The 24,966-nt window shown below is 70.9% G+C and carries 23 protein-coding genes and 1 riboswitch; of the genes, 8 read left to right on the forward strand and 15 right to left on the reverse strand.

The window, feature by feature from the left end; all coding sequences use genetic code 11:
* Nucleotides 1-203 precede the first annotated feature (203 nt).
* Nucleotides 204-1,658: an amino acid permease gene (locus AB0N07_RS16640; protein WP_365835492.1), complete on the reverse strand. Its 1,455-nt coding sequence runs from the start codon at nt 1,656-1,658 to the stop codon at nt 204-206.
* Between the two features lie 70 nt (nt 1,659-1,728).
* On the reverse strand, nt 1,729-2,679 hold the full coding sequence (locus tag AB0N07_RS16645) for a hypothetical protein (RefSeq protein ID WP_365835494.1): 951 nt from the start codon (nt 2,677-2,679) through the stop codon (nt 1,729-1,731).
* Between the two features lie 219 nt (nt 2,680-2,898).
* On the opposite strand from AB0N07_RS16645, the gene AB0N07_RS16650 reads away from it, so the two are divergent.
* A complete protein-coding gene (locus tag AB0N07_RS16650; protein ID WP_365835496.1) occupies nt 2,899-3,552 on the forward strand; it encodes a hypothetical protein in 654 nt (217 codons plus the stop codon).
* A 427-nt stretch (nt 3,553-3,979) separates the two neighbouring features.
* Nucleotides 3,980-5,845, forward strand: coding sequence for an AAA family ATPase (locus tag AB0N07_RS16655; protein ID WP_365835498.1), 1,866 nt, complete (start codon nt 3,980-3,982; stop codon nt 5,843-5,845).
* A 104-nt stretch (nt 5,846-5,949) separates the two neighbouring features.
* Here AB0N07_RS16655 and AB0N07_RS16660 read toward each other — a convergent pair whose 3' ends face one another.
* From AB0N07_RS16660 to AB0N07_RS16700, 9 genes are all read right to left on the reverse strand, one after another.
* The gene (locus AB0N07_RS16660) at nt 5,950-7,038 is read right to left on the reverse strand and encodes a hemolysin family protein (protein ID WP_365835500.1); all 1,089 of its coding nucleotides are present in this window, start codon (nt 7,036-7,038) and stop codon (nt 5,950-5,952) included.
* Complete coding sequence (locus tag AB0N07_RS16665; protein WP_365835502.1) at nt 7,035-8,360, reverse strand: hemolysin family protein; 1,326 nt, start codon at nt 8,358-8,360, stop codon at nt 7,035-7,037. The genes AB0N07_RS16660 and AB0N07_RS16665 overlap by 4 nt, the downstream gene beginning before the upstream one ends.
* Before the next feature lie 177 nt (nt 8,361-8,537).
* Complete coding sequence (locus AB0N07_RS16670; protein WP_365835504.1) at nt 8,538-8,981, reverse strand: PH domain-containing protein; 444 nt, start codon at nt 8,979-8,981, stop codon at nt 8,538-8,540.
* Nucleotides 8,982-9,005: 24 nt separating this feature from the next.
* Nucleotides 9,006-9,854, reverse strand: a complete 849-nt coding sequence (gene hisG / locus AB0N07_RS16675; protein ID WP_365835506.1) for an ATP phosphoribosyltransferase — start codon at nt 9,852-9,854, stop codon at nt 9,006-9,008.
* Between the two features lie 64 nt (nt 9,855-9,918).
* Nucleotides 9,919-10,191 (reverse strand): phosphoribosyl-ATP diphosphatase, encoded by a 273-nt coding sequence (locus AB0N07_RS16680; RefSeq protein ID WP_344405831.1) that lies wholly within the window; start codon nt 10,189-10,191, stop codon nt 9,919-9,921.
* Between the two features lie 34 nt (nt 10,192-10,225).
* Nucleotides 10,226-10,711 carry a 6,7-dimethyl-8-ribityllumazine synthase gene (gene ribH / locus AB0N07_RS16685; RefSeq protein WP_365835508.1) on the reverse strand — a complete coding sequence of 162 codons (486 nt, stop codon included), beginning with the start codon at nt 10,709-10,711 and terminating at the stop codon, nt 10,226-10,228.
* Nucleotides 10,712-10,741: 30 nt separating this feature from the next.
* On the reverse strand, nt 10,742-12,031 hold the full coding sequence (locus AB0N07_RS16690) for a bifunctional 3,4-dihydroxy-2-butanone-4-phosphate synthase/GTP cyclohydrolase II (RefSeq protein WP_365835510.1): 1,290 nt from the start codon (nt 12,029-12,031) through the stop codon (nt 10,742-10,744).
* Complete coding sequence (pnuC, locus tag AB0N07_RS16695) at nt 12,028-12,669, reverse strand: nicotinamide riboside transporter PnuC (protein WP_365835512.1); 642 nt, start codon at nt 12,667-12,669, stop codon at nt 12,028-12,030. Before pnuC ends, AB0N07_RS16690 begins: the two co-directional genes overlap by 4 nt.
* Nucleotides 12,666-13,271 (reverse strand): riboflavin synthase, encoded by a 606-nt coding sequence (locus AB0N07_RS16700; RefSeq protein ID WP_365835514.1) that lies wholly within the window; start codon nt 13,269-13,271, stop codon nt 12,666-12,668. Before AB0N07_RS16700 ends, pnuC begins: the two co-directional genes overlap by 4 nt.
* Before the next feature lie 152 nt (nt 13,272-13,423).
* Nucleotides 13,424-13,554: riboswitch (FMN riboswitch) on the reverse strand.
* A 231-nt stretch (nt 13,555-13,785) separates the two neighbouring features.
* Here AB0N07_RS16700 and AB0N07_RS16705 point away from each other — a divergent pair.
* Nucleotides 13,786-14,676, forward strand: coding sequence for an RNA polymerase sigma-70 factor (locus tag AB0N07_RS16705; RefSeq protein WP_365835516.1), 891 nt, complete (start codon nt 13,786-13,788; stop codon nt 14,674-14,676).
* A 90-nt stretch (nt 14,677-14,766) separates the two neighbouring features.
* On the forward strand, nt 14,767-15,507 hold the full coding sequence (locus AB0N07_RS16710) for an NAD(P)H-binding protein (RefSeq protein WP_365835518.1): 741 nt from the start codon (nt 14,767-14,769) through the stop codon (nt 15,505-15,507).
* Between the two features lie 258 nt (nt 15,508-15,765).
* On the opposite strand, the gene AB0N07_RS16715 is transcribed toward AB0N07_RS16710, so the two are convergent.
* Nucleotides 15,766-17,406, reverse strand: coding sequence for an ROK family transcriptional regulator (locus tag AB0N07_RS16715; RefSeq protein ID WP_365835520.1), 1,641 nt, complete (start codon nt 17,404-17,406; stop codon nt 15,766-15,768).
* 143 nt (nt 17,407-17,549) lie between these two features.
* Between AB0N07_RS16715 and AB0N07_RS16720 the strand changes: the two genes are divergently transcribed.
* Nucleotides 17,550-18,761: an MFS transporter gene (locus AB0N07_RS16720; protein ID WP_365835522.1), complete on the forward strand. Its 1,212-nt coding sequence runs from the start codon at nt 17,550-17,552 to the stop codon at nt 18,759-18,761.
* Here the strand turns inward: AB0N07_RS16720 and AB0N07_RS16725 are convergent.
* Entirely contained in the window at nt 18,721-19,179 is a 459-nt protein-coding gene (locus AB0N07_RS16725) for a thioesterase family protein (protein WP_365835524.1), read from the reverse strand. The two genes, AB0N07_RS16720 and AB0N07_RS16725, sit on opposite strands and share 41 nt — an antisense overlap.
* A gap of 99 nt (nt 19,180-19,278) precedes the next feature.
* A complete protein-coding gene (locus tag AB0N07_RS16730; protein WP_365835526.1) occupies nt 19,279-20,538 on the reverse strand; it encodes an alginate lyase family protein in 1,260 nt (419 codons plus the stop codon).
* Between the two features lie 138 nt (nt 20,539-20,676).
* On the opposite strand from AB0N07_RS16730, the gene AB0N07_RS16735 reads away from it, so the two are divergent.
* Nucleotides 20,677-22,056 carry a solute carrier family 23 protein gene (locus AB0N07_RS16735; RefSeq protein ID WP_365835528.1) on the forward strand — a complete coding sequence of 460 codons (1,380 nt, stop codon included), beginning with the start codon at nt 20,677-20,679 and terminating at the stop codon, nt 22,054-22,056.
* Here AB0N07_RS16735 and AB0N07_RS16740 read toward each other — a convergent pair.
* A complete protein-coding gene (locus AB0N07_RS16740) occupies nt 22,035-23,150 on the reverse strand; it encodes a glycoside hydrolase family 6 protein (RefSeq protein WP_365835590.1) in 1,116 nt (371 codons plus the stop codon). The genes AB0N07_RS16735 and AB0N07_RS16740 overlap by 22 nt on opposite strands.
* Nucleotides 23,151-23,312: 162 nt before the next feature.
* On the opposite strand from AB0N07_RS16740, the gene AB0N07_RS16745 reads away from it, so the two are divergent.
* Entirely contained in the window at nt 23,313-23,999 is a 687-nt protein-coding gene (locus AB0N07_RS16745) for a DUF5995 family protein (RefSeq protein WP_365835530.1), read from the forward strand.
* Between the two features lie 35 nt (nt 24,000-24,034).
* Nucleotides 24,035-24,964 carry an LLM class F420-dependent oxidoreductase gene (locus tag AB0N07_RS16750; protein ID WP_365835532.1) on the forward strand — a complete coding sequence of 310 codons (930 nt, stop codon included), beginning with the start codon at nt 24,035-24,037 and terminating at the stop codon, nt 24,962-24,964.
* Nucleotides 24,965-24,966: the final 2 nt, after the last annotated feature.

Below are 24,966 nucleotides of genomic sequence, written 5' to 3' on the forward strand. Positions count from 1 at the left end.
GGTGGAACGACCCCCAGGTGTCCGAGTCGGGCAGGTCCAAATGCGCGGTTGCGCTGCATGGTTGTGCGCCAACTATGGCCGCGGGCGGCACCTCCTGCCAGCACTTCGGCCCAGGCCACGCCCACCAATATTGGTCTGGACCACTAGCATGACCTGCTGGGCCGTCGCGCCCGGCGCGCGCGGGCGGGCGCCGGGCAGGGGGCTCAGATCAGGTCCATCGCCGCGACCTCGTCGGGGCGGCCGTAGCTGACCGGACCCTGGAAGCGGCGGCGGGCGGTGGCGAACCACCAGACGGTGGCGACGACCAGGACGACGACGAGGGCGATCGGCGCGTAGTTGAAGGAGTCGGCGGTGATCGGCGAGGCCTGCGGGAGCATGAACAGGGCGCTGCTGAGCAGGACCCAGGCCACCGCGACCACACCGACGGGCTTGCTCCAGCGGCCCAGGTGCCACGGCCCCCGCTGGAACTCGTCGCCGAGGCTCAGCCGGAGCAGGATCGGCACGGCGTAGGCGAGGAAGAGCCCGACGACGTTGACGCTGACGATGGCGGTGAACGCCGTGTGCGACCACCAGCCGGGCAGGACGAGGGCCAGCGAGCAGGCGACCGCGAGCCAGACGGCCTTCACGGGGGTGCGGGTGCGCGGCGAGACCGAGTGCCACAGCCGGGAGCCGGGCATGGCGCCGTCGCGGGAGAAGGCGAAGATCTGCCGGGTGTTGCTGGTGAGATTGGCGAGGCCGCAGAAGAGCATCGCGCCGATCACGATCAGCAGGAGCACCTTCGCGGTGGTCAGGCCGAGTCCGTCGATGAGAATCTGGACGGGAGGAGCGGATGCGCTCGCCACATGGTCGTAGTCGTGAATGCTGTAGACCAGTGCGAGCATCAGGATCAGACCGGTGATCGCCGAGTAGCCGATCGCACGTGTGATCCCCTTCGGGGCGTTGACCGTGGCCCGCACCGTTTCCTCGGACATGTGGAAGCTGCCGTCGAAGCCGGTGAAGGTCCAGCTGGTGACGAGCAGGCCGAGCATCCCGCCGTAAAGCCCGTTCGTGAAACCGGTGTTGTTCGCGAAATGCGTGACGAACGACGCCGACCGGTGCTGCTCGGGTCCGACGATCAGGGCGCCCACGATCACCACGAGACCGATCAGCAGCCACCACACCGAGATCCGGTTGAGGAGCGCGACCAGCTGGACGGTGTAGGTGTTGGCCAGCCCCTGCAGCACGATGAGCAGTGCCGTGATCAGCACCGTCTGGTGGGTGGTCGGCAGGTAGGAGGGCCACTGCAGGGCGATGAAGGCCTGGATGAAGGTGGCGGCGGCGTAGCCGGTGGCGGCGGTGCCGCCGATCTGGCCCACGAAGTTGAGCCAGCCGGTGTACCAGGACCAGGCTCCCTTGTGCCGTCTGGCGAGTTTCCCGGCGGAGAAGTACAGGGCGCCGCTCGTCGGATAGGCGGAGGCGACTTCTGCCATGGCGAGGCCGACGAAGAGCACCATGACGGAGACGCCGATCCAGCCGAAGACGAGAATGCGGGGACCTCCGGCATTCAGCCCGAATCCGAAGCCGGAGAAGATTCCGGAAATGATGTTGATGATGGTGAATGAGATGGCGAAATTGTCGAACGCCTGAAAGCGACGGGTGAGTTTCCTCGGGTAACCCATCTCATGAAGTACGGCGTCGTCGTCCGATATCCGTTCCGGCACTGGTCGGCCTTTCGCTCGGTGGGGGGGTCTACGGGGGGACGGGAAGGCCGCAGGCGCGGCGGGCGCGGGACAGCTGGTCGGCCGGCTCTCCGAAGGCCGACCAGGGCATTCGGGAGGCGTACGGCCCCATCGCCGCAAAGACCGCGCGGGCCTCGAACTCGCGCTTGCCCATGACCAGCGCGTGCGCCAGGTAGGCCAGGTCGAGCACCGGCGTGAAGCGGTAACCGGGCATCGTGGGCAGCCAGTTCTGGTAGATCGCGAGGGCGGTGGAGCGCCACTGCGGCTGCTCCCAGACCCGCTCGGCGAGCAGCTGGGTCGGGTTGTAGCTCTCGACGAGGGCGACGAGGGGCAGCAGGCGCAGCGGGGAGTCGGCGGGTGCGCGCTGGCCGAGGAAGGCGGCGACGTCCCAGGCGGCGTTCACGGAGCCGCCGTGGCGGGTGAAGAAGCAGGCCAGGAAGCGGTGGTGGGCCTCGCGGTGCCAGGGGTCGAGGGACAGGACATGCGCGAACAGCCGCCAGGGGCCGGGCGGCGCGGTGAGCAGCCCGCGCGGGGCGGGGTCGGTCAGCCGGTGCAGCCGGGCCATGGCCAGCCGGGCCGCCCAGGGCGTGGGATCGGCCGGGTTCGTCGCCGCCGCCCGGTCGCAGGCGGTCAGCGCGATCCGCTCCAGCACCTCGGCCCGATCGTCCCTCGCGTCGGCTGCGCGCACCGCCCGCAGCACCGCCACCCGCGCCCACAGCAGCGCCGCCTCGGGGGTCGGCTCCTCGGCCAGCCAGCGCTCGGCGAGGTCGGAGTCGGCGGCCTCGGAGGCGAGGACCAGGGAGCGGTGGGCGCGCAGACCGAAGTCGCCGCGTGTTTCGGCGAGGGCTTCCCGGGCGCTCCGGTATCGGCCGGCGCGTACGTCGACGCATACGCTCGCGAGCAGGCGGTCATCGGCCGCCGGATGCCACACATACTGCCCCTCGAATAACCCAGCGGCCATCTGCTCCTGTCTCCCCGTACGACGCCTCGCAGTTGTGCACCCAGCACCTTACTCAGCGACGAGCGCAACCGAAACGCGCTTTTCGAGATGGTGGGCCGAGGTTTTGGGACGGGATTAACACTGGCTCAGAGCCAGCCAACGACTGGTTCAATGCGGCACGATTTTCCGGCCCACCCATTCGCCCCGGTTTCACCCACCACTAGAATGTTCCTGTCGAATATGCCCAACTCTCCAGCCGGCCAAGGAACAGCCATTCACGACCTCGCCTCCCGGCTCCGCCGACTGCCCCCGTCCTGCGGCCCGGTCCGCCTGATCGGCGTAGACGGACATGCCGGCTCCGGAAAGTCCACGTTCGCCGGGCGGTTGGCCCGGGCCCTGGACGAGGCGCCCGTGCTGCATCTCGACGACATCGCCAGCCACGACGAACTGTTCGAGTGGACCGGGCGGCTGCTGGCCCAGGTGGTCGAACCACTCAGCCGCGGCGAGACCGCCCACTACACCCCCTACGGCTGGCACACCCGCCGCTTCGGACCGCCCCGCAGACTGCCGCCGGCCCCGGTGGTCCTCGTCGAGGGCGTCGGCGCCGGCCGCCGCGCCCTGCGCCCGCACCTCGCGGCACTGTTGTGGATGGAGTTGCCGCACGAGGAGTCCTGGACGCGCGGACGGCAGCGGGACGGGGAGGAGCAGCGGGAGTTCTGGGCCGGCTGGGTCACGGCGGAGCGCCGGCACTTCGCCGGGGACCCCTCGAGGCCGTTCGCCGACCTTCTGGTACGGCAGTCGGAGAAGGGGTACGAGGTGCTCCCGGGACCGGTGAAGACTATTGGACCGGACCAGATGCTCACGCACGGTGACGGACCATCGGCAGTGTGCTGAACTTGTGAAGACGCCCGCCGGAGAACTTTACGGAGTGCCTCAACTCCGCTTGACCGGGGGGCCGTACTGGACTTACGTTCTCAATGTGCGGCCATTCGAGGCCGCCCAGAGTCGCGAAGCCCCCGGTTGTTCCCCCGTGATCGGGGGCTTCGTTCTGCCCGCACCCCGTTTTCCGGACGCTCCGCGACACATTTCGCTCACACAGCGTCACCGGCCGACGTGCGCCCCGTCTGCTCCCACCTCGCCAAACGACCCCTGCGGCACCCTTCGGCGGGCGACACCCCCGCAGGTACGATGCCCTCGGTGCGACCTGATGGACGGCTGCGCGCACCGCAACTCCGGTCCACGGTACGGCGGTTCGATCAAGGCGGCCGGCGGACATCGGTCCGGCGGTCAACCGACGGGGGCACGGTTTGTGGGGGACGTGATGGATTTCGGCACGCAGGGCCCCGAGGCCCCGGCCGACCTCGCCTGGCTGCGAGGTGTGGACGCCTACACGATGGGCGCCTATCCGCAGGCCGAGGAGGAGTTCCGGGCCGCGGTGCGGATGGATCCCGGGATGGCCGACGGCTGGCTCGGACTGCATGCGCTGCGCGTCGACACGACGACCGCGCTGTTACGCATGTTCCGGCACCGCGACCGCTTCGGGGAACAGCGCGCCCGGCACCGTCGCTCCCTCAACTCCTGGTACTGGCTCGGCTGGTGGGTGCAGCCCGTGCTGGAGAGCCCGCGCGATCTGCTGCTCGCGCACGCCTCCCACTGGCTGGACGGCCGCCATGTGCCGGAGCTGGACCGGGCGCTCGCGGGTCTGCCGCCCGTGGACACCGACCCGCAGGTCCGCTTTCTGCACGCCTGCCGCGCCTATCTCGTCAAGGACTGGGACCAGCTCGTCCGCCACACCGACCCGCTGATCGACGACGCCCTGCTCGGTATCGAGGCGGGCCTGTTCGGCGGCATGGCCCGGGTCCGCCTGGAGATGTACGGACAGGCCGAACCACTGCTCTCCTCCGCCCTGATGCGCTGCCGCAGCGAGCAACCGCAGCGCAAGGAGCTGCGCTACTGGCTGGCGCGCGCCCACGAGGGCACGGGCCGCTCGGCCGCCGCCCTCCCCCTCTACCGGGCCGTGCACCGCGTCGACCCGGCCTTCATGGACACCTCGGCCCGGCTCGCGGCGATCGCCGAGGGCGACGGGTACGACGAGGCCACCGACCTCGCGGCGATCACGCTCTCCGGCGGCCAGGACGCCCTGGAGGGCCCCGACACGCTGGACCCGCTCTTCGGCACCGAGGGCCGTGACCTCAGGCTCTCCGAGTCCGACCTCCCGCCGGTGGGCCCGCTGCCGTCCTCGATCGACCCGACGGTGCGCGAGAAGACCGTCGGCCCGCCGGGGTCCCCGCTGCCCGCAGGGCCCACCGACCCCGCGCTGCTCGAGGAGGCGCTCGCCGAGCTGGAGAGCATGGTCGGCCTGGAGCCGGTCAAACGACAGGTCAAGGCGCTGTCCGCCCAGTTGAACATGGCGCGGCTGCGCGCCGGTCAGGGCCTGCCGGTCCAGCCGCCGAAGCGGCACTTCGTCTTCTCCGGCCCCTCCGGCACCGGCAAGACCACGGTCGCCCGCATCCTCGGCCGTGTCTTCTACGCCCTCGGGCTGCTCGGCGGCGACCATCTCGTGGAGGCACAGCGGGCCGACCTGGTCGGCGAGTACCTGGGCCAGACGGCCGTGAAGGCCAACGAACTGATCGATTCGGCGATCGGCGGTGTGCTGTTCGTCGACGAGGCCTACTCGCTGTCCAACTCCGGGTACGGCAAGGGCGACGCGTACGGCGACGAGGCGCTGCAGGTGCTGCTGAAGCGGGCCGAGGACAACCGTGACCACCTGGTGGTCATCCTGGCCGGCTACCCGGAGGGCATGGACCGCCTGCTTGCCGCCAACCCCGGCCTGTCGTCCCGCTTCACCACCCGCGTCGACTTTCCCTCGTACCGGCCGCTCGAACTCACCTCGATCGGTGAGGTGCTGGCTGCCGAGAACGGCGACGTCTGGGACGAGGAGGCGTTGGACGAGCTGCGGTCCATTGCCGGGCATGTGGTGGATCAGGGGTGGATCGACGAGCTGGGAAACGGTCGGTTTCTGCGGACGCTGTATGAGAAGAGCTGTGCTTATCGGGATCTGCGGCTGTCTACCTATCCCGGGGTGTTGTCGAGGGACGACTTGTCGACGTTGCGCTTGCCGGATCTGATGCAGGCGTACGGGGAGGTGCTGTCGGGACGGGGGCCGCAGGATCCGTCGGCCATGTGAGGCGCCGGTGCTGTGGGTGCGGCACGAGTGGGGACGCTTCCCCGCGCTTGCGGGGTGCCGCCTGCGCCCACCCGTGCCGCCCCAGCAGCACGACTGCCCGCAGGCTACGTCTGTGCCAGTGCCTCCTCCGGCTCCCCGCTCACCCGAGGCTCGGTAACGCGTACCTCCGGGATGTCCCGGTGGGCCGGGTCCGTCACCTCGCCGACCAGGAGTTCCAGTACGTCCTCCAGGGCCACCAGGCCAAGGACCTTGCCGGAGGCGTCGGCCACCTGTGCCAGGTGGGTGGCGGCGCGGCGCATCACCGTCAGGGCGTCGTCCAGGGGGAGTTCGGAGCGCAGCGTCGTCATCGGCCGCCACAGCTGCTGCGGCACCGCCCGCTCCGAGTCCTCCAGGTCCAGTACGTCCTTCACATGCAGATAACCCATGAAGGCGCCGTTCTCCGCCGCTATCGGGAAGCGGGAGTACCCGGTGCGCGCGGTGAGTTCGACGATGCGGCCCGGGGTGACCGACGGGGGAACCGTCACCAGGGACTCACGCCGCAGGAGTACGTCCGTCACCGGGCGGGAGCCCAGTTCCAGGGCGTCCTCGAGGCGTTCCTGCTCCTCGGGGTCGAGCAGGCCCGCCTGGCCGGAGTCCTCCACCAGGCGGTTGAGCTGCTCGCTGGTGAACACGGCCTCGATCTCGTCCTTCGGCTCGACCCTGAAGAGCCGCAGGATCGCCTGGGCGACGGCGCCGAGGGCCACGGTGATCGGCTTGCAGACGCGGGCGAAGGCGACCAGGCCCGGGGCGAGCCACACTGCGGCCTTCTCCGGGGCCGCCATCGCGAGGTTCTTCGGGACCATCTCGCCGATGACGAGGTGGAAGAAGACCACGGCGGCGAGCGCGATGACGTAACCCAGCGGGTGGATCATCCCGTCCGGGAGGTGGATCCACTCGAAGACCGGCTCCAGCAGGTGCGCGACGGTCGGTTCGGCGACCGCGCCCAGGGTCAGCGAGCAGACGGTGATGCCGAACTGGGCCGCGGCCATCATCTGCGGCAGCCGCTCCAGGCCGTAGAGGACCTGGCGGGCGCGGGCCGTGCCGAGCGGTTCGATCTGGCTGCGGCGTACGGACACGAGTGCGAACTCGGCGCCGACGAAGAAGCCGTTGGCGAGCACGAGCAGGCCGGCGAACAGGAGTTGGAGCACGCTCATCGGGCGACCTCCACGACCAGGCCGGTCCGCACCAGCCGGACCCGCTCGGCGCGGTAGTGGCCGACGCGGCGCACGGTCAGCCGCCAGCCGGGCAGTTCGGCCTTGTCACCGACGGCCGGGATCCGGCCGAGGCGATCGGCCACCAGTCCGGCGACGGTCTCGTACGGGCCCTCGGGCACGTCGAGTCCTATGCGCTGCAGGATGTCGACGCGGCAGCTGCCGTCGGCGTCCCAGGCGGGCCTGCCGTCCTCCGGCGGGGCGGCGGCGAGCTCGGGCACGTCCTGCCCGTCGTGCTCGTCGCGGACCTCGCCGACGATCTCCTCGACGATGTCCTCCAGCGTCACGACACCCGCCGTGCCGCCGTACTCGTCGACGACGACGGCGATGGGCTGCTCGCTGCGCAGCTGGGCGAGGAGCGGCTGCACGGGCAGGGTCTCGGGGACGAGCAGCGCGGGACGGGCGATGCGGCCCACGGGGGTGCGCAGGCGCTCGTGCACCGGGACCGCCAGCGCGTCCTTCAGATGGACCATGCCGACGATTTCGTCGATCCGCTCCTTGTAGACGGGAAAGCGGGACAGGCCGGTGGCGCGGGTCAGGTTCACCACGTCCTCGGCGGTCGCCGTCGACTGCAGGGCGCTCACCTTCACACGCGGGGTCATGACGTGCTGCGCGGTCAGCTCGGCGAGTGACAGGGTCCGTACGAAGAGGTCGGCCGTGTCCTGTTCCAGGGCGCCGGCCTGTGCGGAGTGCCGGGCCAGGGACACCAGTTCGCCGGGGGTGCGGGCGGAGGCCAGCTCCTCGGCGGGCTCGACGCCCAGGGCGCGGACGAGGCGGTTGGCCACCGCGTTGAGCGCGGCGATGACCGGGCGGAACAGCCGGGCGAACCTGTGCTGCGGGCCGGCGACGAAGCGCGCGACCTGCATCGGCTTGGAGACCGCCCAGTTCTTGGGCACCAGCTCGCCGATCACCATCTGCACGGCGGAGGCCAGCAGCATGCCGACGACCACGGCGACACCGGAGACGGCGCCTTCGGGGATGCCGATCGCGGTGAACGGGCCCTGCAGCAGCTGCGCGAGCGCGGGCTCGGCGAGCATGCCGACGACGAGGGAGGTGATGGTGATGCCGAGCTGGGTGCCGGAGAGCTGGAAGGACAGCTCCCTGAGCGACTCGGCGACCCTTCGGGCCCGTTTGTCGCCTTCGGCGGCGGCCTTCTCGGCGTCCGTCGACTCGACCGTGACCAGGCCGAACTCGGCGGCCACGAAGAAGCCGTTGGCCAGGATCAGCAGGAGGGCCGCTCCGAGGAGCAGCAGGGGGGTGGTCATGATGCCGCCGCCTCGGTATGTCGTGAGGTGGCGGCGCAGGTACTACAGGACGATCCGTCCATCGCTGGAGGGAGTCACTCCTCGGGTAGCAGGGGGCCTCTGAAGCCCGTCGGGAACTTCAGCGGCGGAGACGCAACGAAAACGCCTCCGCCAACAGATTAATCAAGACAGGGCCCGTTACGGCAGATCCCTTGTCGAGCGGGCCTCGGCGAGTGCCCGCAGGGTGCGCGCGTCGGCGATGGCGCGCTCCTTGGCGATGCCCGGCTGGATGCCGAGCGCGGGCAGACTCGTACCGTCGCTGAGGTTGAGGAAGACCCAGGGGTCGCCGGGACGCAGGTTCACATGGAGGATCTCGGCCCACTCCAGGTGCCGCCTGCTGGCGATGTTGACCACCGTGACGCCTGTCTCGTCGGCGACGACCTTCACACGGGCGAGCAGTGCAAGCACTCCGAAGAGGATCGCTCCGGTGAAGACGAAGCTGAGCTTCTCGCCGGGGCTGAGCTGCTCCAGGAGCAGCGCGACGGTCGTGATCACCACGAAGATCACCGCACCGGAGGTGAGCAGAACGGCACGGGTGCGGCCCGGCCGGAAAGTGACGGGGAGAGCGGGCAGGTCGGACATCTCTGTGTGCCTCTTCTTGTGCTCTCAGAGACGGCAGGCGTGGATGGCCGTGGTCAGGATGGCCCGGGCACCGATCGCGTACAGGTCGTCCATGATCCGCTGGGCGTCCTTGGCGGGCACCATGGCGCGGACGGCGACCCAGCCCTCGTTGTGCAGCGGCGAGACGGTCGGCCCCTCCAGGCCGGGGGTGATGGCGACCGCCTCTTCCAGGTGCTCGGCGCGGCAGTCGTAGTCCATCATCACGTACGTGCGCGCCACCAGGACGCCCTGCAGCCGGCGCAGGAACTGCTGGACCTTGGGCTCCTCGCCGTTCTCACCGGTGCGGCGGATGACGACGGCCTCGGACTTCATGATCGGCTCGCCGATGATCTCCAGGCCGGCGTTGCGCAGGCTGGTGCCGGTCTCCACGACGTCCGCGATGACCTCGGCGACGCCCAGCTCGATGGCGGTCTCGACGGCGCCGTCGAGGTGCACGACGGAGGCGTCGACGCCGTTGTCGGCGAGGTGCTTGGCGACGATGCCCTCGTAGGAGGTGGCGACCGTCATGCCGTTCAGGTCCTCGACACCGTTCGCCGTGCCCGGCTTGGTGGCGTAGCGGAAGGTGGAGCGGGCGAAGCCGAGCGGGAGGATCTCCTCGGCGTTGGCACCGGAGTCGATCAGCAGGTCGCGGCCGGTGATGCCGATGTCCAGGCGGCCGGAGGAGACGTAGATCGCGATGTCGCGCGGGCGGAGGTAGAAGAACTCGACCTCGTTGGACGGGTCGACGATCCTGAGTTCCTTGGACTCCCGGCGCTGCTGGTAGCCGGCCTCATGCAGCATCTCCGCCGCAGGGCCTGACAGGGAACCCTTGTTGGGGACGGCGATGCGCAGCATGAGGTCGGCTTCCTTTGTTCGTGCGTACGGGGATGTGTGCGGGGTTTCCGGCGGCTGTGGCGGCTCAGAGGTGGGCGTAGACCTCGTCCAGGGAGATGCCGCGGGCGACCATCATCACCTGGACGTGGTACAGCAGCTGCGAGATCTCCTCGGCGGCCGCTTCCTTGCCCTCGTACTCGGCGGCCATCCAGACCTCGGCGGCCTCTTCGACGACCTTCTTGCCGATGGCATGGACGCCCTTGCCGACCAGTTCTGCGGTGCGGGAAGTGGCGGGGTCGCCGTGCGCGGCCTTGTGCTGGAGCTCGGTGAAGAGCTCCTCGAACGTCTTATTGGACATGGTGACGCTCAGCCTATGCCAAACCCCGTAAACGTCAGTGCCACGGTTCAGATACTGAGCGGAGGGTCGCCGCGGTCGCCACCGCCGCGGTCACCGCCTCGTGCCCCTTGTCCTCGCTGGAGCCTGCGATGCCGGCCCGGTCCAGGGCCTGCTCCTCGGTGTCGCAGGTGAGGACGCCGAAGCCGACGGGGACACCGGTCTCGACGCAGACCTGGGTGAGGCCCTGGGTCACGCCCTGGCACACGTACTCGAAGTGCGGGGTGCCACCGCGGATGACGACGCCGAGGGCGACGATCGCGTCGTAGCCGCGGCCCGCGAGGACCTTGGCGACGACCGGGAGCTCCCAGCTGCCGGGGACCCTGAGCAGGGTCGGCTCGTCGATGCCCAGGTCGTGCAGGGCGCGCAGGGCGCCGTCCACCAGGCCGTCCATCACCTTTTCGTGCCACTGCGCCGCGATGACGGCGACCCGCAGGTCACCCACATTGCGTACGGACAGCTCCGGTGCGCCCTTGCCGCTCACGTTCTCTTGTCTCCTCGGTGTGCTCTGGTCTTACTGGTTGCTGCAGGTGGACACGGGGGCCGCGTCCAGCCAGGGCAGGTCGTGTCCCATCCGGTCCCGCTTGGTGCGCAGGTAGCGGAGGTTGTGCTCGCCCGCCTGTACGGGCATCGGCTCACGGCCGGTGACCTTGAGGCCGTGGCGGACGAGCGCGTCGGTCTTGTCGGGGTTGTTGGTCATCAGGCGGACGCTGCGGACGCCGAGATCCTCGAGGATCTGGGCGCCGGCGCCGTAGTCCCGGGCGTCGGCGGGCAGGCCGAGCTCCAGGTTGGCGTCGAGTGTGTCGCGGCCGCGCTCCTGGAGTTCGTACGCCCGCAACTTGGACAGCAGGCCGATGCCGCGGCCCTCGTGGCCGCGCAGATAGACCACGACTCCCCTGCCCTCTTCCTGGATGCGTTCCAGGGAGGCGTCCAGCTGGGGGCCGCAGTCGCAGCGCAGGGAGGAGAAGATGTCGCCGGTCAGGCACTCGGAGTGGACGCGGACCAGGACGTCCTCGCCGTCGCCGATCTCACCGTGGACGAGGGCGACGTGCTCGACGCCGTCGACGGTGGAGCGGTAGCCGTAGGCCGTGAACTCGCCGTGGGCGGTGGGCAGTCGGGTCTCGGCCTCGCGGCGGACGGTGGGCTCGGAGCTGCGGCGGTAGGCGATCAGGTCCTCGATGGAGATGATCGTCAGGCCGTGCTTGCGGGCGAAGGGGATCAGCTCGGGGAGGCGGAGCATACGGCCGTCCTCTCCCGCTATTTCGACGATCGCACCCGCCGGGCGCAGTCCTGCGAGGCGGGCGAGATCGACGGCGGCCTCGGTGTGGCCGTTGCGCACGAGGACACCGCCGGACCTGGCGCGCAGCGGGAAGATGTGGCCCGGGCGCACGAAGTCGTCGGCATGGGTCTGTCCGCTCGCCAGCAGCTGAAGGGTGGTGGCGCGGTCGGAGGCGGAGATGCCGGTGGTCACGCCGTGCGCGGCGGAGGCGTCCACGGAGACCGTGAACGCGGTCTTCATCGACTCGGTGTTGTCCTGGACCATCTGCGGGAGCCTCAGCCGCTCCAGCTCGTCGGCCTCCATCGGGGCGCAGATCAGGCCGCGGCACTCGCTCATCATGAAGGCGACGATCTCCGGCGTGGCTTTCTCGGCGGCGATGACGAGGTCGCCCTCGTTCTCGCGGTCCTCGTCGTCGACGACCACGACCGGACGGCCGGCCGCGATGTCGGCGATGGCCTGCTCGACCGGGTCGAGCGACCAGTCCTCGATGCCGTCGGTGCTGTACAGGATCGGTGCCGCCGTCATGCCGGCGCTCCTTCCAGGACGGGCTGCGACGCCTGACGGGAGCGCAGCCACCAGTCGCGCATGCCCCACAGGACGAGTGCGCCGTAGATGACGTAGACGAAGCCGGAGAAGGCGTAGCCGTTGGCGAAGTTGAGGGGGACGCCGACGAGGTCGACGAGGAGCCAGGCGATCCAGAACTCGGTCATGCCGCGGGCCTGGGCGTACATGGCGACGATGGTGCCGACGAAGATGTAGGCGTCCGGCCAGGGGTCCCAGGACAGGGACGGGTAGGCCTTGAAGAGCAGGGCGACGGCGACCGTGCCGACGGCCGCGGCGGCGATCATCGCGCCGCGCTCGCGCCAGGTGGCGAAGCGCGGGGCTATGTGACCGTCCTCCGCCTGCCCCTTGTTGCGGTTCCACTGCCACCAGCCGTACAGCGCCACGACCATGACGACGACCTGCTTGCCGGCGCTGCCGGCGAGGTGGCCGTAGAAGGCGATGAACAGGACGAGGCCGGAGAGGAACTGGACCGGCCAGGTCAGCAGGGAGCGGCGCCAGCCGAGGGCCAGGGTGATCAGGCCGAGTATGTTGCCGATCATGTCCGACCAGATGATGCGCTGGCCGAGGAGGGTGAAGGCCTGCGAGTTCAGCCAGTTCACCGGTCCGCCCCCTGACCGGCCCCGAGCAGGCGCTCGACGTACTTGGCGACGACGTCGACCTCGAGGTTGACCGGGTCGCCGGGCTGCTTGATGCCGAGCGTGGTCAGGGCGAGGGTGGTGGGGATGAGGCTGACCGTGAAGTAGTCCGGGCCGGCGTCGACCACGGTGAGGCTGATGCCGTCGACCGTGATGGAGCCCTTCTCCACGACGTAGCGGGTCAGGTCCGCGGGCAGGGAGATCTTGATGATCTCCCAGTGCTCGGAGGGCTTGCGCTCCAACACCGCGCCGGTGCCGTCGACATGACCCTGGACGATGTGGCCGCCGAGGCGGGCGCCCACGGCCATGGGGCGTTCCAGGTTGACGCGGGAGCCGACGGCGAGGGCGCCGAGGCTGGAGCGGTCGAGGGTTTCCGCCATGACGTCGGCGGTGAACTCGTCGCCCTCGTGCTCGACGACGGTGAGACAGACACCGTTCACGGCGATGGAGTCGCCGTGCTTTGCGCCCTCGGTGACGACGGGGCCGCGCAGCCGGAAGCGGGAGGCGTCGCCGAGGTTTTCGACGGCCGTGATCTCGCCCAGCTCTTCGACGATTCCGGTGAACACTTCCCGGGTCCTCCTGCCTCTTCGGGCACGGACTCCGGGGCCTGTCGATGACGACAGAATGAACGAGCGAGGACACCGGGGGCGACGCCGGACGGGACCCGCCCCCAGGACGAGCCCAGATACGGCGGCGCGCATACGTGGATGCCCGCCCGCCGCGCACTGCCTCCCATCCGGACTTTAACCGTCGGTCCAGGAATTTCACCTGGTCAACCGGCCGCTGGAAGCGGTCGGGTCGCGGACTGTAACCGCCGGTTCGGACTTTCACCGACCCCGGAGTGCGCTGCTTCTGGTACAGGGTCAGTCTGCCACGCCTGATCGAGGTCCATACGGGCGAGCGGTGTGGGTTGGCTCACAGGCACGGTCGATGGACTTCTCAATCCGCCCCAGCTGGTGGACTCTTTGGTCTAGTCCTTTTCGGATCTTCGCAGACCGGCCCGGCGGTGGTGACGACGGCCCTTGCCCACCGCCGGGCCTCACAACTCCCCCGTGTCCGGGCTCTGGCAGGGTGGTGCGCATGAGCAGCGCGACCGCCGACGAGTTCGAGACGCACCGCCCGCGGCTGTTCGGCCTCGCCTACCGCATGCTGGGCTCGGCCGAGGAGGCGGAGGACGCGGTGCAGGACGCCTATCTGCGCTTCAGCGGGGCCGGCCGCACGGGCATCGAGTACCCGGCGGCCTGGCTGGCCAAGGTCGTCACCAATCTCTGTCTCACCCGTCTGACCTCGGCCCGCGCCCGGCGCGAGCACTACGTCGGAACCTGGCTGCCGGAGCCCGTGGTCACCTCGGACGGCGCGCTCGGTCCACTGGAGTCGGCCGAGCAGCGCGATGCCGTGTCGATGGCGATGCTGATCCTGCTGGAGCGGCTCAGTCCGACCGAACGCGCGGTGTACGTCCTGTGGGAGGCGTTCGGGTACGGGCACCGCGAGATCGCAGGCGTACTGGACCTGAGCGAGGCGAACTGCCGGCAGCTGTACCGCAGGGCGGTGCAGCGGGTGGGCGAGAACCGGTCCCGCTTCGAGCCGGCGCCGGAGCGGCAGGAGGAGCTCGTCACGTCGTTCCTCACGGCGGCCCGGGACGGTGATCTGGCCGGGCTGGAGAAGCTGCTGACCGCGGATGTGGTCTGGTCGAGCGACGGCGGCGGCAAGGTCAGTGCGGCCCGGCGGCCGGTGGATGGGCTGGACAAGGTGGCGCGGCTCTCGGTGGGCGGCGCCGAGCGGTTCGCGGCCGGCCTGGACTTCACGGCGGCCGAGGTCAACGGCGAGACGGGGCTGGCCGCGTGGGCGGGCGACACGCTGGTCGGCACGGTCGCGTTCGAGGTGCGGGACGGTCTGATCGCCCATATCCGGGTCGTGGTGAACCCGGACAAGCTGGGCTTCGTCCGGCGGCAGCTCACGCGGGCGGCCTAGCGGGGTGTCACATTCCAGGCGGCTGCTCGGTCTCGGCTGACGTAGGGCGCTCCACCCGGGAGCGCCCGGCGTCCGAAGGGGCTGAACAGCATGACCACGATCCTGGTGACCGGCGGCACCGGCACCCTCGGCCGGCTCGTCACCGAGCGGCTGCGTGCGGAAGGGCACGAGGTGCGGGTGCTCAGCCGTCACAGCCGGCCCTACGCCGTCGATCTGCGCGAGGGCGGTGCGGGGCTGGAGGCGGCGGTCGCGGGCGTGGACACGATCGTGCACTGTGCGACGACGCAGACCGGCGGTGACGACAAGGCGGCCCGGAACCTCATCGCGGCGGCACGGCGGGCCGGGGTGGGGCACCTGGTCCACATCTCCATCGTCGGCGTCGACCGGGTGCCGTATCCGTACTACCGGACCAAGTTCGCCGTCGAGAAGCTGATCGAGGAGTCGGGTCTCGGCTGGACCGTGCTGCGCACGACCCAGTTCCACGACCTGCTCGTGATGGTGTTCGAGGCGCTGGCCAAACTGCCGGTCATGCTGCTGCCGGCGCGGGTGAGCGACCAGCCGGTCGAAGTGGCGGAGGTGGCGGCGCGGCTGGCCGAACTGGCCGCCGGTGCTCCCGCGGGACGGGTCGAGGACATGGGCGGGCCGGACATCCGGACGTTCGAGTCGCTGACGCGTGCCTATCTGAAGGCGACCGGGCGTCGGCGGGCCGTGGTGAACGTGCCGCTGTGGGGCAAGGCGTACCGGAGGTTCCGCAGCGGTGGACACCTCGTGCCCGAACACGCCGTCGGCAAGGGCACGTTCGAGGAGTACCTCGCGCGGCGGCGCGGATGAGCCGCCGTGACTGACTGCGCAAGGGCCTCGGGCTGCTCGGCCTGTGGGTCCTGCTGCTGCCGGACGCCTTCTGGAAGTGGCTGTGTGCGGCGGTCGTGACGACGGATCGGCATCTGGTGGGCACTGCGCTGGTGGCGTACCTGACCGAGGGGTGCCTCATCCGGTGTTCCACGCCGGGCACTTGGATCCGTTGCCGGCGGCGGACACCTCGGCCTTCACGGCACCGGAACCCGCCGCACGCCGCTCGGGACGCGCGGACTACCGCCAGGGCGGCGCGAACAGCTCGTCCTGGGCACGGTCCCGTGCGGTGAGCAGGGCTCCACGGAGTACGGCACTGCCACCGAGGGCGCTCGCCCGGACCTCGGTGCGCAGCGGGGACATACGGCGGACCCGTTCCGTCACGCGGACGGCGAGTTCGTCGCCGCCGGCCTGGCCGACCTCACCGCCCAGAACGAGGCAGCCGGGGTCGAGGATCGCCACCACGGAGGCGACGCCGACGGCAAGCCGATCGGCGAGGGCGTCGAGGAAACGGTCGGCGGACCGGGCATCGAGGACGCGCATGCCGTCGGGCGTCGGCGCGGCGCCCCTGGTGTCACCGGCCTCCCCGGCGCGCTCGACGCCGCCGGCCGAAGCGGACCCGGCCGTCCCTGCTTCGTCGCCGCGTACCGGCACCGCAGCGGCCCCCTCCGCTGCAGCCGCACCCGCCCGGGCTCCCCCGCCACGCAACGCATCCCCAGCCGCTACCGCCCTGCCGCTCCCTGCTTCCTCACCACGCGCCCCCACCCCAGCACTCCCGCGCGATCGCCCAGGCGCAGACTCACCGACCCCGGCTTCTCCGCCACGCACCTCCACCCGCCCATTCCCAGCCGCTACCGCCCCGCCACTCCCCGCTCCATCACCCAGCACGTCCGCCCCGGCACTCCCGCGCGATCGCCCGGCCAACGCTGCCACCCCGGCGCTCCCCGCCCCCAGCGCCTCAGCCGCCCCGCCAACCCCCGAAACCAACGCAACCGCCGCCCGGACCACCCCCGCAGCAACCGGCTCATGCGCCGTCCCCTCCGCCGTCAGACCGTGCTCCCGTGCCAACTGCACGATCGCTGCCGACCCCGCCAGGGAGTGGAAGCCCCCCTCGCAGTCCGTCGCCGACGGCAGAGCAGCAGTTCCCGGTACGGGCAGGAAGCCGATCTCCCCGGTGCCGCCGGAGGCGCCGCGGCGCAGGGTGCCGTCGAGGACCACGGCCGCGCCGGTGCCGTGGCCGAGCCACAGCAGGACGAAGGTGTCGCGGTCCTGGGCGGCGCCGTCGCGCTGTTCGGCGAGTGCCGCGAGGTTGGTCTCGTTCTCGACGCTGACCCGGGCCTCGGGAAGGCGCTCCTGGAGTGCGGCGACCAGGCGGCGGTGCCACTCGGGCAGGCCCGAGGAGTTGCGCAGTTCGCCGGTGGAGGGGTCGATCAGGCCGGGGGCTCCGATTCCGACGGTGTGGAGGCGGTCGGCGCCGGCCTCCTTCGCCACGCGTTCGACCAGCGCGACCGCCTGCTCCACCGCCGGGCCCGTCCCCGTGTCGCCGCCGATCGGCAGGGACGACTCGGCGAGCACCCGGCCGAGCAGGTCGGAGACGACCAAGGACACGCCCTCGGTGCGGACGTCCAGGGCGGCGAGATGCGCGCGGTCCGCGACGATCCCGTACAGCTTCGCGTTCGGTCCGCGCCGCTGCTCCCCCGCCTCGCCGACCACGGTGATCAGGCCGGACGTGGTGAGGCGCTCCACCAGGTCGGCGACCGTCGGCCGGGACAGGCCGGTCTGCTGCTTCAACTGGCCTGCCGTCAACGGGCCCTCCTGCTGCAGCAGACGCAGGGCGAGCCGGTCGTTGATGGCCCGGGCGGTGCTGGGGGATGCGGGCATGCCGGGATCCTTCCAGATCGGCGGGACCGGCCGAGGCGAGCGGGGCGCCCGGGGCGGCCGTAAATCCCCTATCTATCAGGCAGGGTTCCTGATAGTTTACGCGACGCCGGTGGGAGCCGTAGGGGAAAGGGGAGGGGCCGAGAATGGGCGACGTGGTCTACGACCTGCGCGAGGTGAGGCGGGCCCGGTACGCCGTGGCCGCCGTGTTCGCAGTGCACGGCGCCGTCACCGGTTCGTTCGCGACCCGGGTGCCATGGGTCCAGGAGCACGCCTCGCTGAGTGCGGGACAGCTCGGCTTCGCCCTCGCCTTCACCGCGTTCGGTGCGTCCTGCTCCATGCCGCTGGCCGGGCGGATCAGTCACCGCTTCGGCAGCCGAACGGCGCTGCGCGGCCTGATCGCGCTGTGGACGCTGGCCCTCGTCCTGCCGTCCCTCGCACCGAACATGCTCACGCTGTGCCTGGCGATGTTCGTGTACGGGGCGAGCGCGGGCATGGCCGACGTCGCGATGAACGCGCTCGGGGTCGAGGTGGAGCGGCTGCTCGACAGGTCGATCATGTCGAGCCTGCACGGTATGTGGAGCGCGGGTGCGCTGATCGGATCGGCGGCGGGCACACTCGCCGCGCACCTCGGTTCGGACGCGCGCCTGCACTTCGCGCTGGCGGCGGCCGCCCTCACGCTGCTCGGCGTACCGGCCTGCCGCTGGGTGCTCGACATACAAGCCACCGAGGACGAGGAGCCGCCGCCGCGTTTCACGCTGCCGCCGAAGTCCGCGCTGCTGATCGGCACCGTCGGCTTCTGCGCGGTCTTCGCCGAGGGCGCCAGTCTCGACTGGTCGGCGGTCTATCTGCGCGACCAGCTCGCCACCTCGGCGGGCCTGGCCGCCGCGTGCACGACCGGTTTCATGCTCACCATGGCGCTGGCCCGGCTCGTGGGTGACGTGGTGGTCGACCGCTTCGGCGCGGTCCGCACCGTGCGTGCGGGCGGTGCACTGGCGGTCCTGGGCGGTCTGCTCATCGTCGTCGCGGGCCATCCGGCCGTGGCGATGGGCGGTTTCGCGCTGCTCGGGCTCGGCATCGCGGTGGTCGTGCCGCTGTGCTTCGCGGCGGCCGGTCGCAGCGGTCCGAACCCGAGTCAGGCCATCGCGGGCGTCGCGACCATCACGTACACCTCGGGGCTGATCGCGCCCAGTCTCATCGGCGGGGTGGCGCAGGCGACGAGCCTGGTGGTGTCGTTCGTGCTGGTGACGGTCCTGGCAGGCGGTCTTGCGGCCTTCGCGGGCGTTCTGCGCACCGGCGACCGCAGCCGCCAGGAGGTCAGCCTTCCGAGCGCAGCAGTTCCCGACCCGCGGCCCTGAACCGCTCGCTCCACGGCGCGGGCCGCATCGTCTTGGAGTCCAGCCGGACCAGCACCCGGATGCCGTGCGCGTAGGTCACGGAGCCGTCCGCGGAGCAGAACCGGAAGCCGTAGGTCAGTCCGGTGGTGCCGAGCCGTTCCAGCCAGAGGTGGACGGCGTAGGCGCCCGGCCGGGTGACCGGGGCCTCGTAGCTGATCCGGAGTTCCTTGACCGCGTTGCAGGCGTCCCCCGCCGCGGCCCAGTCGCCCTCGAAGCTGAAGCCGTACTCCTGGATCAGCTCGGACCAGGCCCGTTCGACCATCAGCGGGTAGCGGGCGTTGTGGAGCAGGCCGAGGGCGTCCAGGTCGTCGAAGTGGACGATGACGGGGATCAGCCGGCCGTAGGACAGGGCGGGGGCGATCGTGGCTTCGGCGGTCACGGGTGGGGCTCCTGAGCAAGGGGACGAAGCGGTGGGGACACTCCATCCTAAGCGGACGCTCAGGAGCCTCGGTCGGGAGGGCCGCCGGAAAGGCCCTGGTCAGCCCGCTATCGAGTCCAGCTGCTCGGCTGCCGGGCGCAGCGCCCAGAGGTCGCCGCCGGGCTGCGCCTCCAGCTTGGGGACGGCCTGCTGCGCCGCCTTGTCGCCCGCGTCCGCCGCCGCGTGCACGACGTCGCTCGCCGCATAGCGGTGGAACTCCAGTTCCGGGTGCGGCCATGCGGTGGAGCCGGTCGCGGTGGGCAGGAGGTAGTCGACGGCCTTGAACAGCCCCTGCCCGTCCGGGCCTTGATAGGTCCACAGGTTCACGCCGACGTGCCTGCCGATCGCCGCGAGCCTGCTGTACGCGACCAGGTCGAAGGCCGAGTAGTGCCAGCTCCGTGTCCGGGCGAGCTCCTGGGGCTGGCTGCCGTCGGCGGCGATCTGCGGGTCGATGCGCTTCGTGCGCGCGTCGAGAACGGTTCGCCGGGCCAGCGCCCGGTCGCCGGTCGCGTAGGCGAGGGCGGCGAGCTGCATGTCGTAGAAGGTGCCGTGGTTGTTGGCCGCCGCGCCCTCCTCCTTGCCGAAGGTGCTGTTCTTCAGCCAGTCGAGGAAGTCGGCGTTCCACTTCCCCATCCCCGTCCGGTCGGTCTTCGTCCAGCCGGGGGCGCCGGTGGCGAGGATCGCGAGGGCGTCGACGACGCTGGTGTACGACTGCGAGAAGTCGATGATGCCGATGGCCCGGCCGTCGTACTTGCAGGGGATGAACTGGGCGTGGTCGAGGTTGGGGTTCATGCGGGTGGCCGGGGCGAGGAACCACGTGCGCAGGACCTGGGCCGCCTTTTCGGCGTAGGCCCGCTTGCCGGTGTAGTACCAGGCCAGGGACAGGTCGTAGGTCGAGTCGAAGACCTTCTCGACGTCCTGGCGGTCGGTGCCGGAGTCGACCTCCGGGTTGCGCTGCCCGTCCCGCTGGACATACGGGCAGCCCCAGGGGTTTTCGGCCGTCGGGGCCTGGGTGGGCCACCAGTAGGGTGCCTGGCTCAGATAGTCGTGCAGGTCGCCGCCGGGCGCCGGTCTGGGCTTGTCGACGACCGTCCAGGGGCCCTGGCTCAGCCAGTTGTCGGCGCGAGCCGTCAACTCTCGCAGGGCAAGCTTGAGTGGTGCATCGCCTTGATCCAGGCGGAGCTTGGTCCGCTGCAGCCGGACGCCGTCGAGGACGGCGGTGTCGGGAGCCGCGGGTGCCGCGTGCGCGGAGGGGACGAGGACGGCTGCGAGGGTCACCGCCGCGGCCAGCAGGACGGCGGCACGGGATCTTCCACTCATCGAGCACTCCGATCCATCGAACGAATGGTCAGGAATGTGAACGCAGTTCATGAGTAGGACCGTGAGAGCGTAGAGGCGACGACCGGCCGTGACGATGGTCCGGACCGCCTTCATGCACAGAGAAAGAGAAACCCCACCATGGATCTCGGCGTGCGCTGGAAACTGCACGGAGACGGGCGGACGCCCGCACCCGGAGCGGTGGTACGCCCCGACGAACGGCTCTCCTGGCCCCGCACGGCCGGCCTCGGCGCCCAGCACGTGGTGGCCATGTTCGGAGCGTCCTTCGTCGCGCCGGTCCTGATGGGTCTGGACCCCAACCTCGCGATCATGATGTCGGGCGTCGCGACCGTGATCTTCCTGCTGGCGACCCGCGGCCGGGTGCCCAGCTATCTGGGCTGCTCACTGTCGTTCGTGGGGGTGGCCGCCGTGATCCGCGCCCAGGGCGGTACGAGCGCCACGGTGACCGGCGCGGTCCTGGTCGTCGGCGTCGCGCTGTTCCTCGTCGGACTCGCCGTGCAGCGCTTCGGGGCACGGATCATCCATGCCGCGATGCCGCCGATCGTCACCGGCGCGGTCGTGATGCTGATCGGCTTCAACCTCGCGCCGGTCACGGCCTCCACCTACTGGCCGCAGGACCAGTGGACGGCCCTGCTGGTCATGCTGTTCACCGCTCTGGCCGTCGTCTGCCTGCGCGGATTCTGGTCCCGGATCGCGATCTTCCTCGGCCTGGTCTTCGGCTACGGCATCTCCTGGGCCTTCGACCGGATCTTCGGGAAGATCCACTCGGTCGGTGCGAGCGGCAAGCTCACCGACCACTGGCGGCTCGACCTCTCCGGCGTCGGCAAGGCGGACTGGATCGGCCTGCCGTCCTTCCACGGCCCGTCGTTCCAGTGGTCGGCGATCCTCGTCGCACTCCCGGTCGTGATCGCCCTGGTCGCGGAGAACGCCGGGCACGTCAAGGCGGTCGGCGAAATGACCGGCGACTCCCTGGACGACAGGCTGGGCACGGCGATCGCGGCCGACGGCATCGGCTCCGTGCTGTCCACCTCGGTCGGCGGCCCGCCCAACACCACGTACTCCGAGAACATCGGCGTGATGGCCGCGACCCGCGTGTACTCGACCGCCGCGTACTGGGCCGCCGCCGGCTTCGCCCTCCTCTTCGGCCTCTGCCCGAAGTTCGGCGCGGTCGTGGCCGCGATCCCGGGCGGCGTCCTCGGCGGCATCACCGTCATCCTCTACGGCATGATCGGCCTGCTCGGCGCGCAGATCTGGACCAACGCCCGGGTCGACCTGCGCAATCCGCTGAACCTGGTGCCGGCCGCAGCGGGCATCATCATCGGCGTCGGCAATGTGACGCTGAAGTTCACCGACCACTTCTCCCTCAGCGGCATCGCCCTCGGCACCCTGGTCGTCATCACCGGCTACCACGCCCTGCGTGCCTTCGCACCCGCGCATCTCAAGACCGGGCAGCCGCTGCTGGACGAGGGCACGTCCTCCTACGACGAGGCCAAGTCGTAGGCGTACGACGGGCTGAACGTGCCCGGGGCCCCCTTGCAGCCGTCCGACTCCCCCGGCAGCTTCACCCACAGATAGGCGTCGATGCGTGCCTCGCCGGTGCTGAGGGTGGGCGCCCGGCCGATCCTGCGGCCCGCCGGGTCGCACCACTCGCCGTCGGCTGGGGCGCCGTTGCCGTTGCGGCTGGTGTCGATGACGGCGCCCAGGCCCGCGGGGCCGCCGAGGGCGGCGAGGACCTGGCGGTCGTAGGCGATCTCGTCGGGCGTCGTCTGGAAGTTGGAGACGTTGCTGAAGACCCCGTCGGAGGAGGCGGCCGAGGCGGCGCCCGCCTCCTTCAGCAGCGCCGCCTGCTGCGCGGCCGGGTTCCAGCCGGAGTGCCCGGCGTCGTAGTAGACCCGCGCCTTCGGGTCCGCGGCCTTCAGGACGCGGCCCGCGCGGGCCAGCGAGGCGAAGCGGTCCGCGCGGGCGCGGTCGGAGAGGCAGCCGGACTGGGCTATGGAGTCGGGCTCCAGGACGACGACGGCCTCGCCGGAGCCGAGCCCCGCCGCGAAGCTGTCGATCCAGGCGTCGTACGCGGCGAGGTCGGGCGCCCCGCCCTTGGAGGCGCCCCCGCAGTCGCGGCCGGGTATCGCGTACGGAACGACCACGGGCACCCGGTCCTGCGCCGCGGCGTCCGAGGTGACCGCGCGCACCCGGGAGGTGATGGTCGCCGGCGTGTAGTCGGCGAACCACACGGCGGCCGGCTGATCGGCTATACGGGACTCTATGACCGGTGTGCGCGGGTCGTCCGGATGGGTGCGGACCCAGTCGAGCACCTGCGAGTCGGAGTGCCGGTAGAGGAGGGCTGACAGCGCGGCGGGCTGCCGCTTCTGCTCGGTCCTGGTCGGCGACGGAGCGACCTTCGGGGATGAACTCGGCGTCGGGGACGCGGACTTGGTGGTCGTGGCCGACGCGGAGGGCACCACCGGCAACTGCTCGAGCTGCGGCGAACTGGTCACCTCGGGCTTCGCCTGCTGCGCGCCGCGTCCGTCGTCGAGCGCCGACATCATGCCGGTCGCGGTGCCGACGGCGACCACGACCCAGGCCGCCGCGGCCATGGCGCCGCGCCGTTTGGCCCGTCTGCGCTCGGCCCTGCGTGCGGCCAGCCGCTGCGCGCGTAAGCCTGACACCGTGCTGCTCCCCCCACTCCGTTCCCCCGTTCTGGGGAAGCGCCGGGCCCGCCGACACCCCCGTCAGCCTAGGACTGGGACCCTTCCCTCATGGCGCAATTGGAACAGTTCACCACTTCTGTAGACGCAGTCGTCTCCCGCATGCGCGCCCTCGACGCGACCCTGCCCGAACGGGACGGTGTCGCGGTCTTCAACCGCGTCTACCTCGCCGTCACCGAGGCCGTCGACCGCAGCATCGAGGCCCATCGGTTCGCGGACGCGCGGGCTGTGACAACGCTGGACGTACGGTTCGCCGAGCGCTATCTCGCCGCCGTCGACGCGGTCACCGCCGAGCGGCACCAGCCGGCCTGCTGGCGGCCCCTGTTCCAGCTGCGCCGCCATCCCGGAGTACGACCGTTGCAGTTCGCGCTGGCGGGCATCAATGCGCACATCGGGCACGACCTGGCGCTGGCCGTCGTGGACAGCTGCCGTACGTTGGACTGCGAACCGGCCGAGCTGGAGGACGAGTTCGACCGCGTGGGCGACCTCCTCGTCTCGCTGGAGGAGCGCATCCGCGAAGATCTGATGCCGGGCCCCGACCTCCTCCAGATCGCCGACCCGCTCACCCATCTGCTCGGCGCCTGGAGCCTGGAGCGAGCCCGGGACGCCACCTGGACCGCGGCGCGGGCGCTGTGGGCCCTGCGCGGACTGCCCGAGGTCGCCGCCGAGTTCACCGAGCGCCTCGACGCGGCGGTCGGCTTCGCGGGACGCATGCTGCTCACGCCGCTCCCGAGTTAAGTTGACTGTTGAACCGGACGCAAAGGAGCGGACGCATGGCCATTCGGCTGGGACTGAGCCTTCCTCAGGCGCGGCAGTACGACATCGGACGTGATGTGCCCGACGTGGCACGCACCGCCGAACAGATCGGCTACCAGAGCCTGTGGGTCTATGAGCGTGCCCTCTTCCCCGAACCCGCGACCCAGGGTCTGTACGGCGTCGAGGGCCTGCCGTGGCCCGACACGTACCGGAGCGTGCCGGACCCCCTGGTGACGCTGACCCTCGCCGCCGCGGCGACCGACCGGGCCCGGCTCGGCACGAGCATCCTGGTGGCCCCGCTGCACAACCCCTTCCAGCTGGCCAAGTCGCTCGCCACGCTGGATGCGGCGAGCGGCGGCCGGGTACTGGCGGGCCTCGGCACCGGCTGGTCGCTCGACGAGTACGCGGCCGCGGGCGTGGCACCCTTCGAGGAGCGGGGCCGGGTCCTGGACGAGATCATCGACGTCTGCCGGGCGGTCTGGGGCCCGGACCCGGTGACGTACGAGGGCCGGATCACCAAGATCGCCTCGGCCGTGGTCGGCCCCAAGCCCGCCCGTCCCGTCCCGATCCTGCTGCCCACCAACAGCAGGAAGGCGATGACCCGGCTCGTGGACCGCGCCGACGGCTGGATGCCGATCGCCATGGGGGCCGAGCAACTGGCCGCGCAGCGGCGCCAGTTGCAGGACCTGGCGGCCGAGCGCGGCCGCACCGCGCCGATCGAGACGGTGGTACGGGTGAACGCCGGGTACACGCCCAAGGCGTACGACGGTTCCGACCGCTCCCCGTTCCAGGGCAGCGTCGCCCAGATCGTCGAGGATCTCGCCGCCCATGCCGAAAGCGGCCTCGACGAGTTCTTCTTCGAACTCCAGGGCGGCACCCGGGACGCCCAGGAGCTGAAGGACGTGGCCGCCGAGCTCTACGAGTCCGTGCGCGCCGCCGGTCTCTAGCC

Origin of the sequence: Streptomyces sp. NPDC051172, from assembly GCF_040682555.1 — a bacterium.
Lineage (GTDB): Bacteria > Actinomycetota > Actinomycetes > Streptomycetales > Streptomycetaceae > Streptomyces.

What these genes read in the sequence shown, in the direction of transcription:
- AB0N07_RS16650 (WP_365835496.1), top strand. Translation starts at nt 2,899, where the DNA reads ATGCCCAACTCTCCAGCCGGCCAAGGAACAGCCATTCACGACCTCGCC.
- AB0N07_RS16645 (WP_365835494.1), bottom strand. Translation starts at nt 2,679, where the DNA reads ATGGCCGCTGGGTTATTCGAGGGGCAGTATGTGTGGCATCCGGCGGCC.
- AB0N07_RS16735 (WP_365835528.1), top strand. Translation starts at nt 20,677, where the DNA reads ATGGATCTCGGCGTGCGCTGGAAACTGCACGGAGACGGGCGGACGCCC.
- AB0N07_RS16705 (WP_365835516.1), top strand. Translation starts at nt 13,786, where the DNA reads ATGAGCAGCGCGACCGCCGACGAGTTCGAGACGCACCGCCCGCGGCTG.
- hisG (WP_365835506.1), bottom strand. Translation starts at nt 9,854, where the DNA reads ATGCTGCGCATCGCCGTCCCCAACAAGGGTTCCCTGTCAGGCCCTGCG.
- AB0N07_RS16655 (WP_365835498.1), top strand. Translation starts at nt 3,980, where the DNA reads ATGGATTTCGGCACGCAGGGCCCCGAGGCCCCGGCCGACCTCGCCTGG.
- AB0N07_RS16690 (WP_365835510.1), bottom strand. Translation starts at nt 12,031, where the DNA reads ATGACGGCGGCACCGATCCTGTACAGCACCGACGGCATCGAGGACTGG.
- AB0N07_RS16730 (WP_365835526.1), bottom strand. Translation starts at nt 20,538, where the DNA reads ATGAGTGGAAGATCCCGTGCCGCCGTCCTGCTGGCCGCGGCGGTGACC.
- AB0N07_RS16720 (WP_365835522.1), top strand. Translation starts at nt 17,550, where the DNA reads ATGGGCGACGTGGTCTACGACCTGCGCGAGGTGAGGCGGGCCCGGTAC.
- AB0N07_RS16640 (WP_365835492.1), bottom strand. Translation starts at nt 1,658, where the DNA reads ATGGGTTACCCGAGGAAACTCACCCGTCGCTTTCAGGCGTTCGACAAT.
- AB0N07_RS16745 (WP_365835530.1), top strand. Translation starts at nt 23,313, where the DNA reads ATGGCGCAATTGGAACAGTTCACCACTTCTGTAGACGCAGTCGTCTCC.
- AB0N07_RS16710 (WP_365835518.1), top strand. Translation starts at nt 14,767, where the DNA reads ATGACCACGATCCTGGTGACCGGCGGCACCGGCACCCTCGGCCGGCTC.
- AB0N07_RS16740 (WP_365835590.1), bottom strand. Translation starts at nt 23,150, where the DNA reads ATGGCCGCGGCGGCCTGGGTCGTGGTCGCCGTCGGCACCGCGACCGGC.
- AB0N07_RS16670 (WP_365835504.1), bottom strand. Translation starts at nt 8,981, where the DNA reads ATGTCCGACCTGCCCGCTCTCCCCGTCACTTTCCGGCCGGGCCGCACC.
- AB0N07_RS16680 (WP_344405831.1), bottom strand. Translation starts at nt 10,191, where the DNA reads ATGTCCAATAAGACGTTCGAGGAGCTCTTCACCGAGCTCCAGCACAAG.
- AB0N07_RS16750 (WP_365835532.1), top strand. Translation starts at nt 24,035, where the DNA reads ATGGCCATTCGGCTGGGACTGAGCCTTCCTCAGGCGCGGCAGTACGAC.
- AB0N07_RS16715 (WP_365835520.1), bottom strand. Translation starts at nt 17,406, where the DNA reads ATGCCCGCATCCCCCAGCACCGCCCGGGCCATCAACGACCGGCTCGCC.
- AB0N07_RS16665 (WP_365835502.1), bottom strand. Translation starts at nt 8,360, where the DNA reads ATGACCACCCCCCTGCTGCTCCTCGGAGCGGCCCTCCTGCTGATCCTG.
- AB0N07_RS16660 (WP_365835500.1), bottom strand. Translation starts at nt 7,038, where the DNA reads ATGAGCGTGCTCCAACTCCTGTTCGCCGGCCTGCTCGTGCTCGCCAAC.